Below are 12,275 nucleotides of genomic sequence, written 5' to 3'. Positions count from 1 at the left end.
TTTTATGAGCGCTGGACATTCGACCTACACGCCCAAGACCGGCCTTGGCCGCTGGATGGATGCGCGTTTGCCGCTTCCGCGTCTGGTCTATGATTCATTCGTGGCCTATCCGGTGCCGCGCAATCTGAATTACGCCTATACTTTCGGGGGCATCCTTTCCATCATGCTGGTGGCGCAGATCGTCACCGGCATCGTTCTGGCCATGCATTATGCGGCCAGTACGGAAGTTGCCTTCAACTCCGTCGAGAAGATCATGCGCGACGTCAACTCCGGCTGGCTTCTGCGCTATCTGCACTCCAACGGCGCCTCGATGTTCTTCGTTGCGGTCTATGTGCATATCTTCCGTGGTCTCTACTATGGTTCCTACAAGGCGCCGCGCGAGCTTCTGTGGATTCTGGGCTGCATCATCTATCTCCTGATGATGGCTACCGCCTTCATGGGTTACGTGCTTCCCTGGGGTCAGATGAGCTTCTGGGGCGCCACCGTCATCACCGGCTTCTTCACCGCCATTCCGGTGGTCGGCGACTGGATCCAGCAGCTCCTGCTCGGCGGCTTCGCGGTGGACAATCCGACGCTGAACCGCTTCTTCTCGCTGCATTATCTGCTGCCGTTCATGATCGCGGGCGTCGTTGTCCTGCACGTCTGGGCGCTGCATGTGACCGGCCAGACCAACCCGACCGGCATCGAGGTGAAGCAGAAGACCGACACTGTGGCCTTCACACCCTATGCGACGGTGAAGGACGCCTTCGCCATGGTCGTGTTCCTCGGCCTGTTCGCCTATTTCGTCTTCTATCTTCCGAACTTCCTCGGCCATCCGGACAACTATATCGAGGCCAACTCGCTGAAGACGCCGGCGCACATCGTTCCGGAATGGTACTTCCTGCCATTCTACGCGATCCTGCGGGCGATCACCTTCAACATCGGGCCGATCGATTCGAAGCTCGGCGGCGTTCTGGCCATGTTCGGTGCCATCGCGGTCCTGTTCGTCGTGCCCTGGCTCGACACATCGAAGGTCCGCTCGGCGGTCTATCGTCCGTGGTACAAGCTGTTCTTCTGGCTTTTCGTGATCAACGCGATCTTCCTCGGATGGCTGGGTTCGCGTCCCGCAGAGGGCACCTATGTTGCGATGGCCCAGGTCGCGACGCTGTACTACTTCCTCTTCTTCCTCGTCATCATGCCGGTTCTCGGCCTGATCGAGACGCCGCGCCGCCTTCCCAATTCCATCACGGAAGCCGTGCTTGAGAAGAAATCGTCCGCCGCAGTGCCGGCCACCGAACAGGCAAAGGGCTGAGCGAGAGAATGCGCAAGGGGATTTTCGCAATGAGGAACGTCCTTCACGGACTGGCCGCCCTGGGCCTCGGCCTGGCGGCTGCGACCTCGGCCAATGCGGCCGAGTATCCGATCAAGAAGCCTGTCGAGCAGGACTGGTCCTTCGCGGGTCCGTTCGGCACCTACGACAAGGGCCAGCTGCAACGGGGCTTCAAGGTCTATCGTGAAGTCTGCTCGGCCTGTCACTCGCTGAACCTGGTCGCCTTCCGCAACCTGGAAGACCTCGGTTACTCCGAGGAACAGGTGGCGGCGATTGCGGCCGAGTATGAAGTGCAGGACGGACCGGATGATGCGGGCGACATGTTCATGCGCGCGGCGAAGCCTTCGGATCATTTCCCGGCACCGTTCGCCAACCCTGAGCAGGCCGCCGCCTCCAACAACGGCGCTGCTCCGCCCGACTTTTCGCTGATTGCGAAGGCGCGCGCCGTGGAGCGCGGATTCCCGACCTTCGTCTTCGACGTTTTCACCCAGTATGCCGAAGGGGGACCGGACTATATCCATGCCCTGCTGACCGGCTATGGCGAAGATCCGGGCGAGCACGAAATTCCGGAAGGCACGCATTACAACCCGTATTTCATCTCTTCGGCATCGCTGGCCATGGCCCAGCCGATCACCGACGGACAGGTGACGTACGAGGACGGCTCTCCGGAGACGACAGATCAGTATGCGCGCGACGTTTCTGCATTTCTGATGTGGGCTGCAGAGCCGCATCTGGAGGCGCGCAAGTCGACCGGCTTCACGGTCATGATCTTCATCTTCCTGCTCGCCGGCCTGGTCTATCTGACCAAGCGCAAGATCTGGTCCGACCTGCACTAGGCATAGCGGGATATACAGTTTGGAAAAGGGCGCTACGGGCGCCCTTTTCTTTATGCTTCGGTTCGCTCGTCGTATCAGGCAGGCGCGTACCCGATCTCTCCTTGCATTTCTGCTTTCAAGAGGAGACCAGGTGATTTCGCCTGATGGTAAAATGCTCTAAATCGACACTGAACAATTCAATGCCGGTCACGCCTTTTTGAGGCATGCCGCTCACGATTTATCCCGCCGCAATGCCGTTGCCGACAGGGTCGGTGAGCGCGAATGACGGCGGAGAGAAAGAGGATGGCACATGACAGCTTCTCAGACCCTGCAGGAAACGCTTCTCGCAGCGATCAGGACCATTCCTGATTATCCCAAGCCTGGAATTCTCTTTCGGGATATCACGACTCTTCTAGGCGATGCGCGCGCGTTTCGGCGTTCGGTCGATGAACTCGTCCATCCTTATGCGGGTTCCAAGATCGACAAGATTGCCGGCATCGAAGCGCGCGGTTTTATTCTGGGCGGCGCGATGGCGCATCAGCTTTCCTCGGGCTTCGTGCCGATCCGCAAGAAGGGCAAGCTTCCCTATGAGACGGTACGTGTCGCCTACAGCCTCGAATACGGTCTTGATGAGATGGAGATGCACCGCGATGCGGTTTCTCCGGGCGAGCGGGTGATCCTTGTCGACGATCTGATTGCCACCGGCGGAACGGCCGAAGGGGCGGTCAAGCTGCTCAGGCAGATGGGGGCGGAAATCGTCGCAGCTTGTTTCGTTATCGACCTTCCGGACCTTGGCGGCCGCGCAAAGCTGGAAGCGCTGGGCGTGAGCGTCAATACACTGATTGCCTATCAAGGTGATTGAATATATTTGTTGATTAAATGTATTATATAATTTAGAAAGCGCCTGTATTGGCGCTTTTTTATTATGATTATAACAAATATATTTTAGAATATATAAATATGAGATCGATTTTTGTGATTTTTAACACGATATTTTTTTATGTTTTCTTCGGAGATTGCTTTGAGGATAAGGCTGTTGCGACTGCGACCGTTATCGGCTTGGAAGGAGAATCCGAGACCGCTAGGCAATGGGGGCTAACCTTTATTGGGGCGCAGAAGGCACATGATGCAGGTTTCACGGGAGCAGGTGTTCGTGTGGGAGTGTTCGATTCAGGCATTGATCTCAACCACTCTGAATTTGCGCACCGTCCTTTTGCTGGTTCCGCAGATATCGACCTGAGCCTTTTGGCGGGGCGAGTGATACCGCTTGCAGGGGACAAACAAATGCATGGAACCGGGGTTGCGGGGGTAATCGCGGCCAATCGAAATGGGATTGGTATGCACGGCGTAGCTTATGATGCTATTCCTGCTGTCACCGGTGTAGATTTGGCCGCATCTAGGTTCGATGCACAAATGGCGTTTGGGTTTGCCTATCTCGGCAGCGTTGGCGCGGAATTCAGGAATGCGTCCTTGAGCATCCGCGAAACTATACTTCCAAATATTGTGGACGAAAATTATGTGGAAGATTTCCTGCCTTTGACGTTGTTTACTCTGCGACAAGCAGCACGCGGCAGTACGATAACAATCTGGGCTGCAGGCAATTGGAGCGGAAAGCACGCCGATCTTCCTGCCCGCCTTCCATACTACTTTGCTGAACTGGAAAGCACCAACCTTGCTGTTGTTGCGCTTAATCGTTCTGGCGGACTGGCTTCCTATTCGAACATGTGCGGAATTGCTGCGGGCTGGTGCCTGGCTGCGCCAGGCGGCGATGTGGAAGCTGGTATCCTGATCCCGTATGCGGGCGATGCCAAAGCTTACGCAATGCAGGCGGGCACTTCCTTTGCGGCGCCGCATGTGACAGGGGCGCTTGCCGTGGTGCGCCAGATATTTCCTGACGCCGATTTGCGCGATCTTCGCAAGCTCATTCTCAAGACGGCTGCCGATCTGGGACAGCCAGGTGTCGATGCCGTGTTCGGTTGGGGGACACTCGATCTCGGCAATATCGTCGATACGATTGCGCCTGCTGGACGCAGCGTTTTTGCAAGCTCTGCGTGGAGCCGTCATCTGGCGATGGAGCAGATGGCGCGCATGCCATTTTCAGGCAGTTTGCAGAGAGCTGCCTCGCACGAGCAAGTCTGGATGAACGGGGGCGCGCTGCGCGCGGCCATCGATGCCTCAACCGGACTGCCAGGTGTTCAGGCGAAAGGCCTGGCGCTCTCCATGGGTGTCGATTTGATCGAACAGTCCGATCTCGTTGCCGGTTTTGGGTTCGGCTACACCCGGATGCAGACCGATGAGCTTGGCCAGGGCAATTCGGCCTCGGCAAATGGTTATCATGGTCTTGGTTATCTTCGGTGGGACGATGAACGCTGGTACGTCAAAAGCGTGGCCGGTGTCAGCTATTTTCACCAGGATCATACGCGGCGACACATTTCCGGTCTTGCGGGCACGACGTATTCGTTCAGCAACCCTGTGGCGCGCTCGAAACAAAATGCCCTTGGCCTTTTTGCAGATGTGGAAGCAGGGCGGAAAGCGGACTTTCGCGGTTTGAACACTGTCATATTCGCGCGCCTGTCCGGCGCCCATCAGCGTTTCGGGGCTGCCAGAGAAAGCGGGGCCGACATTTTGGGATACCAATTGGACGCCGATAGCATTTCAACGCTGGGCATTGGGCCGGGGATACGGGTCTCCAACCGCTTCGATCTGGGGAATTGGCAGGTCGTGCCGGAGCTTGAGCTTTCCTATAAACGTCTTCTGGGTAGCAATGACTTTTCGTCCGGCACAGCGCTTCTCAGTCGGAATATGGAAGCTCGCACGACGCCGTTGGGGCGTGACGTGTTCGATGTCGGAGCAAAGCTCGATTTTATCGTGCCAGACAGAGGTGTCACCGCGTCGTTCGGATATACGGGTTCTTTCAGGAAATCGGCCGAACAGCAAAAAGTGCAACTCGGCCTCTCCATCCAGTTCTGAGGTCAAGCCTTCAGAAGAACTGCATTCGTCATGCTCAGGACGGCGTCGCCATGTTGGTTGCGCGCTCCCGACTGCAGCGTGAGGATTTTCCATCCCGGTCGCGAGGACAGCTGCCTGTATCCGGTTGCGCAGCGGGTGAAAGTGATCTCGTCACCGGCGTAAACCGGTTTCGGCCATTTCAGGTCGGAAAAGCCGGGGGAGGGGCCGAACTCCGGCTTGGGCTCCGGGCCAGGCCAGGGCTGACGCAGCTCTTCTTCCTGCGCGATCAGATTGTATTTCATCCACATCGCGCAGGTGTGCCACCCGGAGGCGCAAAGCCCGCCCAGAAGGCTGTGGCGGGCAGCTTCCTCGTCGGTGTGGAAGGGCTGGGGATCGAACTTGCGGGCGAAGACCTTGATCTCTTCGGGGTCGAAGCTGTGCGTGCCGAGGATCACTGTTTCACCAAGGCGCAGGAAACGGTCGAGGCTCATGCGGCGGCTCCCGTTTCACGCATCGCGAAGAGAACCGGGTTCTCCATTTCCATGACCGTTTCCCCGCGCTGGTTCGTCACCTGATGGCGAAAGGTCACGATGCCGATGCCGGGGCGAGACTTAAGCGGCCTTGCGGCGATGACCGTCGTGCCGCCGGAAAGTGTGTCGCCTGCAAGCACGGGAAGTCGCCAGCGCGTTTCGGTAATTCCCGGCGAACCCTGGGCGGTCGAGTCGGCAATGAAGGCGTCATAAAGCATGCGCATGAACAGGGAACAGGTGTGCCAGCCCGATGCGGCAAGCCCGCCCAGAAGGCTCGCTTTGCCGGCCTCTTCATCGGTGTGCATCGGTTGCGCATCGAATTCGCTGGCGAAGGCGACGATCTCCTCCGCACTCACCGCTTTCTCGCCCAGGGAGATGGTGATCCCTTCCTTCAGGTCTTCGAAGGCCCACTTCTTGTCCGTCATGATACAATCCTGTTCAAGTGTGAACTTTTATGGATGGAAGGCATCTGTTGCGCAAGGACAGGATGAACACTGCCGGTGTGCGTCTTGATGAAACTATCTCACGACGTCCGTCAGCTTTGATTTCGGTATTCTTGATCCTGGCAGTGATTGCCCGGTGGGGCAGATATTTCAGAGCCAGCCGCGGCGCTTGAAATATAGAAAGGGGAGAATGGCGGAGAGAATCATTGCCAGAATGGCAAGGGGATATCCGATCGACCAGTTCAGCTCGGGCATGATCTGAAAATTCATGCCGTAGATGGAGGCAACCAGTGTCGGCGGCAGGAAGACAACCGCAACCACCGAAAATATCTTGATGATCGCGTTCTGCTCGATGTTGATCATGCCGAGCGTTGCATCAAGCAGAAAGTTGATCTTTTGCGAAAGCCCGCCGGCGTGATCGGAAAGGGAAACGATATCACGCGACAGTGTCTTGATGCGGGTGCGCGATTCCTTGTTGAGCTTCAGCGGTATCGCACTCAGGAAGCCTGATAGCCGCTGCATGGTGAGCAGGCTGTCCTGAAGCTTGGAGAGCAAATCCTCCTTGCGACCGATCCTGCGCAGGATGATCTGGAAGTTCCTGTCGCGGCGGGAAGCCTTGCTTTCACCGGGATGAAATATGCCCTGCGAAATATCGAGGATGTCCCGGCCGGTGCGTTCGAGAATGTCGGCGAGCCGGTCGACAATGACCTCAAGCAGGTTGATGAGCACCATTTCGCCGGTGCTGCAGCCAAGGGCTGCCTTTTGCGCGCGCTGTGGAAAGGTCTGGAAGGCGCGGGGCTCATGAAAACGGACGGTGACAAGCTTGCCGCCTGAAAGCACGAAGGCGACGGGCAGCATCTCCGGATGGTCGCCATCGGCATGAGCCGGCAGGGTGGCGGTCATGAAATAGGCGCTGTCCTCGGAGTAGAGGCGGCTCGAAATCTCGATTTCCTCCATCTCCTCACGGCTCGGCACAGCAATGCCCAGCCAGCCTTCGATAGCCTGTTCCTCTTCCGCGGTCGGGCTTTGCAGGTCGACCCAGACGATTGTCGCCTCGTTGGCGGGGATGTCCTCCACCACATGCAGACGTTCATTCTCAAGGACATAGGCTTTGATCACGACGCGGCTCCTTCCCCTGTCGGACACAACGGGCACCATAAGACAAACATATTACATATCGGCGCGCGCAATGGTGCGCGCCGATATCTTTGCCTCTTGTCTTATTAACGCCGGGCGTCTGAGGCCCGAAACCGGGGATCAGGTGTTGAACTTGAAGAGCATGACGTCACCGTCGGTCACCACATACTCCTTGCCTTCGTCGCGCGACTTGCCGGCTTCGCGGGCCGCCACTTCGCCGCCGAGGGTCACGAAGTCGTCGTAGCCGATGGTCTGGGCGCGAATGAAGCCGCGTTCGAAGTCGGTGTGGATAACGCCGGCTGCCTGGGGGGCCTTGGCGCCTTTCTTGACCGTCCAGGCACGGGTTTCCTTCGGGCCGGACGTGAAGAAGGTGATGAGATCGAGCAGTTCGTAACCTGCCCTGATCAGGCGGTCGAGGCCGGGTTCCTCCAGCCCCATGGCTTCCAGATATTCGGCAGCCTCTGCATCCGGCAACTGGGCCACTTCCGCTTCGATGGCCGCCGATATGACCACTGACATGGCCCCTTGCGATTCAGCCATTGCTGCAACGGCACGGCTGTGCTCGTTGCCTTCGGCCGCGTCTCCTTCCGCCACGTTGCAGACATAGAGCACGGGCTTGGAAGTGAGCAGGTTCAGCCCGCGCAGAATCTTCAGGTCCTCTGCTGCAATGCCGTCGAGCAGAAGACGTACCGGTTTGCCGTTTTGCAGAAGCTCGAGCGCTTTCTCCATCATCGGCAGGACGGTCATCGCTTCCTTGTCCTTGCCGGTGGCGCGCTTCTGTGTCTGTGCGGTGCGGCGCTCGAGGCTTTCGAGATCCGCCAGCATCAGTTCCGTCTCGACCGTCTCCGCATCGGCCACCGGGTCGATACGGCCCTCGACATGGGTGATATCGTCATCCTCGAAACAACGCAGCACATGGACGATCGCATCCACCTCGCGGATGTTGGCGAGGAACTGGTTGCCGAGGCCTTCGCCCTTCGAGGCGCCACGCACAAGGCCGGCGATGTCGACGAAGGAGATGCGGGTGGGAATGACTTCCTTCGAACCGGTTACCGAGGAGATCTTCCTCAGGCGCGGATCGGGCACCGCAACTTCGCCGGTGTTCGGTTCGATGGTGCAGAAGGGATAGTTGGCGGCCTGGGCGGCGGCCGTCTTGGTGAGCGCGTTGAAGAGCGTCGATTTGCCGACATTGGGCAGACCGACGATGCCGCATTTGAAACCCATTTCCTATTCCTTCTGGCCGAAGAGTTTTTTGAGCATGGCGGCCATGGGGCCGCTTTCGGGGAGGGGAGCCGCAGGAGCGGAGGAGCGTGCCTGCCGGATGTGGCTCTGTTTTTTCTTGGCGGGGGCTTCCTTGCCTGAGCCTGCCCGAGTTTCGGGAGCCGAGGCCTTGGTCGCGAGGCTCACGCGGTTCATGAAGCCGGAATCATCTCCTGAAACAAGCATGTCTATATTGTCGGCAATGGCCCCAAGCATGGGGTCGAGCCAGGTCTGGTCGGCCTTCGCGAAATCGCCCAGGACATGGCCGTGAACGCGTGCCTTGTCTCCCGGATGCCCGATACCGATGCGCACGCGACGGTAATTCGGGCCGCAATGGGCGTCCAGCGATTTGATGCCGTTGTGGCCGCCTGAGCCTCCGCCCGTCTTCACCCGCAGCTTGCCGGGGGCAAGGTCCAGCTCGTCATAAAGGACGATGAGATCGGCGGGGGACAATTTGTAGAAACGCATGGCCTCGCCGACCGCTTGGCCGGAGAGATTCATGAAGGTCTGCGGCTTGATGAGAAGGACCTTTTCGCCGCCTAGGCGACCCTCGGAGACGAGGGCGCTGAACTTCTTGCTCCAGGGCGCAAAGGAATGGCGGCGGAAGATGGCATCCGCCGCCATGAACCCGACATTGTGCCGGTGACCCTCATATTGCTGGCCGGGATTGCCGAGCCCTGCAATGAGCAGCATAGGTTAGCGCGGGAAGGGGAGGATTACTCCTCGCCCTCGCCCTCCTCTTCCTCTTCGGCGGCCGCTTCAGCACCTTCCGACTTGAGGCCGGCAGGCGCTGCAATCGTGGCGATGGTGAAGTCGCGGTCGGAAATGGTCGGAACCACGCCCTCGGGCAGCTTCACAGCCGAGATATGGATCGAATCGCCGATGTCGGAACCGGTCAGGTCGACTTCGATGAACTCGGGGATGGCGATTGCCGGGCAGGAGAACTCCACCTCGTGGCGAACAATGTTCAGCACGCCGCCGCGCTTGATGCCGGGTGCGGCTTCTTCATTGGTGAAGTGAACGGGAACGTTCACGGTCACCACGGTGCCCTTGCCGATGCGCAGGAAGTCGACATGCAGCGGAACATCGCGCACGGGGTCAAGCTGATAGTCCTTCGGCAGGACCTGAATCTTCTTGCCGTCGACGTCGATCGTCGCAATGGTGGTCAGAAAGCCGCCACCGAAGATCTTCATGGTCACTTCCTTGTGGGGAAGCGTGATGGAGACGGGGGCTTCCTTTTCGCCGTAGATGACGGCGGGAATCATTCCGTTGCGGCGAATTGCACGGGCGGACCCCTTACCGACCCGTTCGCGCGCCTCGGCCTTCAGCTCGTAGCTCTGATGGCTCATGGCCTATCCTTTCAATGTTGTGGAGCGCTTCCGGAAAGCTCCAGAAACGTGAAAGCCCTCCGCTTCGCGATCCGATACAGGATGGATGTAGGCTGGCTTCCGTCCGCGGTGCCTCCAAGGGTGTCTACGCGGACGCGCGGGTCTATAGCCCATGCGAGCTTGTGGCGCAAGGGCTTGCGGCCTCCTGTCCGCTTCAGTTCATGCCGAGGCGCATGGGCCTGCGTGGCTTTGAAGCTTCGGTAAAAGGCGTACCGTTGCGCTCGTCATAGGCTTGTCTGGCAGCTTCCATGCGCTGGCTGTTGACGAGCGCGAAACGGGTGAGAGCCATCAGCGGTTCGGCAAGTTCACGGCCGAAGGGGGTGAGGCTGTATTCCACGGCCGGTGGCACGGTCGGTTCCACCCGGCGCTCGATGAAACCGTCGCGCTCCAGGCCGCGCAGCGTGGCCGTCAGGACTTTTTGCGAAATGCCATGCACCTGACGCTTCAATTCGTTGAAGCGCAGCGGTCCTTCCGTCAGCCGGGTGATGATGAGGGATGTCCATTTGTCGCCGATCCGCGAGAGGATTTCGCTGATCGGGCGGCAGCTGTCGGAGATATGCCCGCCACGTGGTTTCATTAAGGTGCCTTCTTGTTTGCGCTGCACAATTGTCAGATATAGGCCCAGTTACCATTGGATACCACCGGGAATTTGAGCCCGGCGGACAGAGGACTGAAAATATGAAGAAAATTGCTGTTCTGGTCGGCTCCAATCGCAAGGAATCGATCAATCTCAAATTTGCGAAGGCTTTGGAGAAACTTGCTGGAGAGCGTCTTCAATTCGAATATGCCGATCTCGTTTCCCTCCCTATGTACAATGACGATGAGGTTCCGAACTATCCCGCTTCGGCTCAGGCTCTCAAGGATCTGATCGAAGGGGCGGATGGTGTGTTGCTCCTTACCCCGGAATTCAATCGCTCCATTCCGCCGCTTCTCAAGAACGCCATCGACTGGGCATCGCGCCCCTGGGGCAAGAATTCGTGGGTCGGAAAACCCGCGGCTGTCGTGGGCGCAAGCCCGGGCGTGATCGGTGCCGCGGCCGCCCAGGCGCATCTGCGATCCATCATGGTCGTTCTGGGAACTGTTCTGATGGGGCGTCCGGAAGTTTACCTTCAGGTGAAGCCCGGTCTGTTCGACGAGAATTTCGATATTACCGACCCGGACACCAGGAAATTCCTCGGCGATTTCGTGGACAGCTTCGTGGCCTGGGTCGAGGCCGACGCCAGGCGCTCTGCAGCCTGAGTAGTCTTTTCCAAAAAAAAGCCGGCCCTGATGGCCGGCTTTTTTGTCTTTGAACCTGATGCGTCTTCAATCGAACAGGCTTGAAACCGATTCTTCTGAAGCGGTGCGTGAGATGGCCTCGCCGATAAGGTCCGCGATGGTTATGGTGCGGATGTTGGCGGCAGCTTCCACGGCCGAACTGGGCTGAATGGAATCGGTAATCACCAGTTCCTTGAGCTTCGAGCCACTGATGCGGGCGGCCGCTCCCCCCGACAGAACGCCGTGGGTGATATAGGCAGTGACGCTTGTTGCGCCATTCGCCAGAAGAGCATCGGCCGCGTTGCAAAGCGTGCCGCCGGAATCGACGATATCGTCGATCAGCAGGCAGTCCTTGCCATGCACATCGCCGATGACATTCATGACCTCGGATTCGCCCGGACGGTCGCGGCGCTTGTCGACGATGGCCAAGGGCGCATCGATGCGCTTTGCAAGCGAGCGGGCGCGCACGACGCCGCCCACGTCAGGAGAGACCACCATGACGTTGGACAGATTGTAATTTGCCTTCACATCGCGCGCCATCACCGGGACGGCGAAGAGATTGTCGGTGGGGATGTCGAAGAAGCCCTGAATCTGTCCTGCGTGCAGATCGAGGGTGAGGACGCGGTCAGCGCCGGCCTGGGTGATGAGGTTCGCCACCAGCTTTGCCGAGATCGGGGTGCGGCCTGAGGTGCGGCGATCCTGACGGGCATAGCCGAAATAGGGAAGCACCGCCGTAATGCGCCGCGCCGAAGAGCGGCGGAAGGCATCGATCATGATGAGCAGTTCCATCAGGTGATCGTTTGCCGGATATGAGGTCGACTGAAGGACGAAAACATCCTCGCCGCGCACATTTTCCTGGATTTCGACGAATATCTCCTGATCAGCGAAGCGACGTACGGTGGCTTTGCCAAAAGAGATGTTGAGATATCGGGAGACAGCTTCCGCCAAAACCCGGTTCGAATTGCCCGCAAAGAGCTTCATGGGATGTCCTCGGAGAACGCCTTGACGCTTGACCGCGCTTTTAACGGCGTGAGGACCGAATGCAAGCTTTGCGGTGGAAAAAGTGCAGAATTCTTGATGGCGATTGATTGGCGGCTCAACCGGAGACGGCTAATTTTTTAGTCGGCTATATTTTTCTTTATCAATTATAGGCCCAAAACTTGTTTTTTCAACAGTCTTTGGAAGAT

General features: G+C 58.4%; 13 protein-coding genes. 5 read left to right on the top strand and 8 right to left on the bottom strand.

Going from position 1 to position 12,275, the window contains the following annotated elements:
- Positions 1–4: 4 nt before the first annotated feature.
- The 4 genes from NA8A_RS06215 to NA8A_RS06200 all read left to right on the top strand — a co-directional run bounded on the left by NA8A_RS06215 (position 5) and on the right by NA8A_RS06200 (position 5,094).
- Positions 5–1,291, top strand: coding sequence for a cytochrome b (locus NA8A_RS06215; protein ID WP_009449798.1), 1,287 nt, complete (start codon positions 5–7; stop codon positions 1,289–1,291).
- A gap of 29 nt (positions 1,292–1,320) precedes the next feature.
- Positions 1,321–2,145 (top strand): cytochrome c1, encoded by an 825-nt coding sequence (locus tag NA8A_RS06210; RefSeq protein ID WP_040671976.1) that lies wholly within the window; start codon positions 1,321–1,323, stop codon positions 2,143–2,145.
- A 289-nt stretch (positions 2,146–2,434) separates the two neighbouring features.
- The gene (locus NA8A_RS06205) at positions 2,435–2,986 is read left to right on the top strand and encodes an adenine phosphoribosyltransferase (RefSeq protein ID WP_009449796.1); all 552 of its coding nucleotides are present in this window, start codon (positions 2,435–2,437) and stop codon (positions 2,984–2,986) included.
- Between the two features lie 47 nt (positions 2,987–3,033).
- Complete coding sequence (locus tag NA8A_RS06200) at positions 3,034–5,094, top strand: S8 family peptidase (protein WP_009449795.1); 2,061 nt, start codon at positions 3,034–3,036, stop codon at positions 5,092–5,094.
- A gap of 2 nt (positions 5,095–5,096) precedes the next feature.
- Here NA8A_RS06200 and NA8A_RS06195 read toward each other — a convergent pair whose 3' ends face one another.
- The 7 genes from NA8A_RS06195 to NA8A_RS06165 form a co-directional block, all read right to left on the bottom strand.
- A complete protein-coding gene (locus NA8A_RS06195; RefSeq protein WP_009449794.1) occupies positions 5,097–5,564 on the bottom strand; it encodes a MaoC family dehydratase in 468 nt (155 codons plus the stop codon).
- Positions 5,561–6,028 carry a MaoC family dehydratase gene (locus tag NA8A_RS06190; RefSeq protein ID WP_009449793.1) on the bottom strand — a complete coding sequence of 156 codons (468 nt, stop codon included), beginning with the start codon at positions 6,026–6,028 and terminating at the stop codon, positions 5,561–5,563. The genes NA8A_RS06195 and NA8A_RS06190 overlap by 4 nt, the downstream gene beginning before the upstream one ends.
- Positions 6,029–6,196: 168 nt before the next feature.
- On the bottom strand, positions 6,197–7,165 hold the full coding sequence (locus NA8A_RS06185; RefSeq protein WP_009449792.1) for a magnesium transporter CorA family protein: 969 nt from the start codon (positions 7,163–7,165) through the stop codon (positions 6,197–6,199).
- A 138-nt stretch (positions 7,166–7,303) separates the two neighbouring features.
- Positions 7,304–8,407, bottom strand: a complete 1,104-nt coding sequence (gene ychF, locus NA8A_RS06180) for a redox-regulated ATPase YchF (protein ID WP_009449791.1) — start codon at positions 8,405–8,407, stop codon at positions 7,304–7,306.
- A 3-nt stretch (positions 8,408–8,410) separates the two neighbouring features.
- Entirely contained in the window at positions 8,411–9,136 is a 726-nt protein-coding gene (gene pth, locus NA8A_RS06175) for an aminoacyl-tRNA hydrolase (protein ID WP_009449790.1), read from the bottom strand.
- A 23-nt stretch (positions 9,137–9,159) separates the two neighbouring features.
- Positions 9,160–9,792 carry a 50S ribosomal protein L25/general stress protein Ctc gene (locus tag NA8A_RS06170; RefSeq protein WP_009449789.1) on the bottom strand — a complete coding sequence of 211 codons (633 nt, stop codon included), beginning with the start codon at positions 9,790–9,792 and terminating at the stop codon, positions 9,160–9,162.
- A gap of 193 nt (positions 9,793–9,985) precedes the next feature.
- Positions 9,986–10,408, bottom strand: coding sequence for a winged helix-turn-helix transcriptional regulator (locus tag NA8A_RS06165; protein WP_009449788.1), 423 nt, complete (start codon positions 10,406–10,408; stop codon positions 9,986–9,988).
- Positions 10,409–10,509: 101 nt separating this feature from the next.
- Between NA8A_RS06165 and NA8A_RS06160 the strand changes: the two genes are divergently transcribed.
- Positions 10,510–11,070, top strand: a complete 561-nt coding sequence (locus NA8A_RS06160) for an NADPH-dependent FMN reductase (protein WP_009449787.1) — start codon at positions 10,510–10,512, stop codon at positions 11,068–11,070.
- Between the two features lie 66 nt (positions 11,071–11,136).
- On the opposite strand, the gene NA8A_RS06155 is transcribed toward NA8A_RS06160, so the two are convergent.
- Positions 11,137–12,069 (bottom strand): ribose-phosphate pyrophosphokinase, encoded by a 933-nt coding sequence (locus NA8A_RS06155; RefSeq protein WP_009449786.1) that lies wholly within the window; start codon positions 12,067–12,069, stop codon positions 11,137–11,139.
- Positions 12,070–12,275 lie beyond the last annotated feature (206 nt).

It is taken from the genome of Nitratireductor indicus C115 (assembly GCF_000300515.1).
In the GTDB taxonomy this organism is placed as follows: domain Bacteria; phylum Pseudomonadota; class Alphaproteobacteria; order Rhizobiales; family Rhizobiaceae; genus Nitratireductor; species Nitratireductor indicus.
This window is presented reverse-complemented; position numbering and strand designations above follow the sequence as displayed.

Excerpts from the sequence above, each read along its gene's own strand:
- ychF (WP_009449791.1), bottom strand. The coding sequence starts at position 8,407 with ATGGGTTTCAAATGCGGCATCGTCGGTCTGCCCAATGTCGGCAAATCG.
- NA8A_RS06170 (WP_009449789.1), bottom strand. The coding sequence starts at position 9,792 with ATGAGCCATCAGAGCTACGAGCTGAAGGCCGAGGCGCGCGAACGGGTC.
- NA8A_RS06210 (WP_040671976.1), top strand. The coding sequence starts at position 1,321 with ATGAGGAACGTCCTTCACGGACTGGCCGCCCTGGGCCTCGGCCTGGCG.
- NA8A_RS06165 (WP_009449788.1), bottom strand. The coding sequence starts at position 10,408 with ATGAAACCACGTGGCGGGCATATCTCCGACAGCTGCCGCCCGATCAGC.
- NA8A_RS06190 (WP_009449793.1), bottom strand. The coding sequence starts at position 6,028 with ATGACGGACAAGAAGTGGGCCTTCGAAGACCTGAAGGAAGGGATCACC.
- NA8A_RS06195 (WP_009449794.1), bottom strand. The coding sequence starts at position 5,564 with ATGAGCCTCGACCGTTTCCTGCGCCTTGGTGAAACAGTGATCCTCGGC.
- NA8A_RS06160 (WP_009449787.1), top strand. The coding sequence starts at position 10,510 with ATGAAGAAAATTGCTGTTCTGGTCGGCTCCAATCGCAAGGAATCGATC.
- NA8A_RS06205 (WP_009449796.1), top strand. The coding sequence starts at position 2,435 with ATGACAGCTTCTCAGACCCTGCAGGAAACGCTTCTCGCAGCGATCAGG.
- NA8A_RS06155 (WP_009449786.1), bottom strand. The coding sequence starts at position 12,069 with ATGAAGCTCTTTGCGGGCAATTCGAACCGGGTTTTGGCGGAAGCTGTC.
- NA8A_RS06215 (WP_009449798.1), top strand. The coding sequence starts at position 5 with ATGAGCGCTGGACATTCGACCTACACGCCCAAGACCGGCCTTGGCCGC.
- pth (WP_009449790.1), bottom strand. The coding sequence starts at position 9,136 with ATGCTGCTCATTGCAGGGCTCGGCAATCCCGGCCAGCAATATGAGGGT.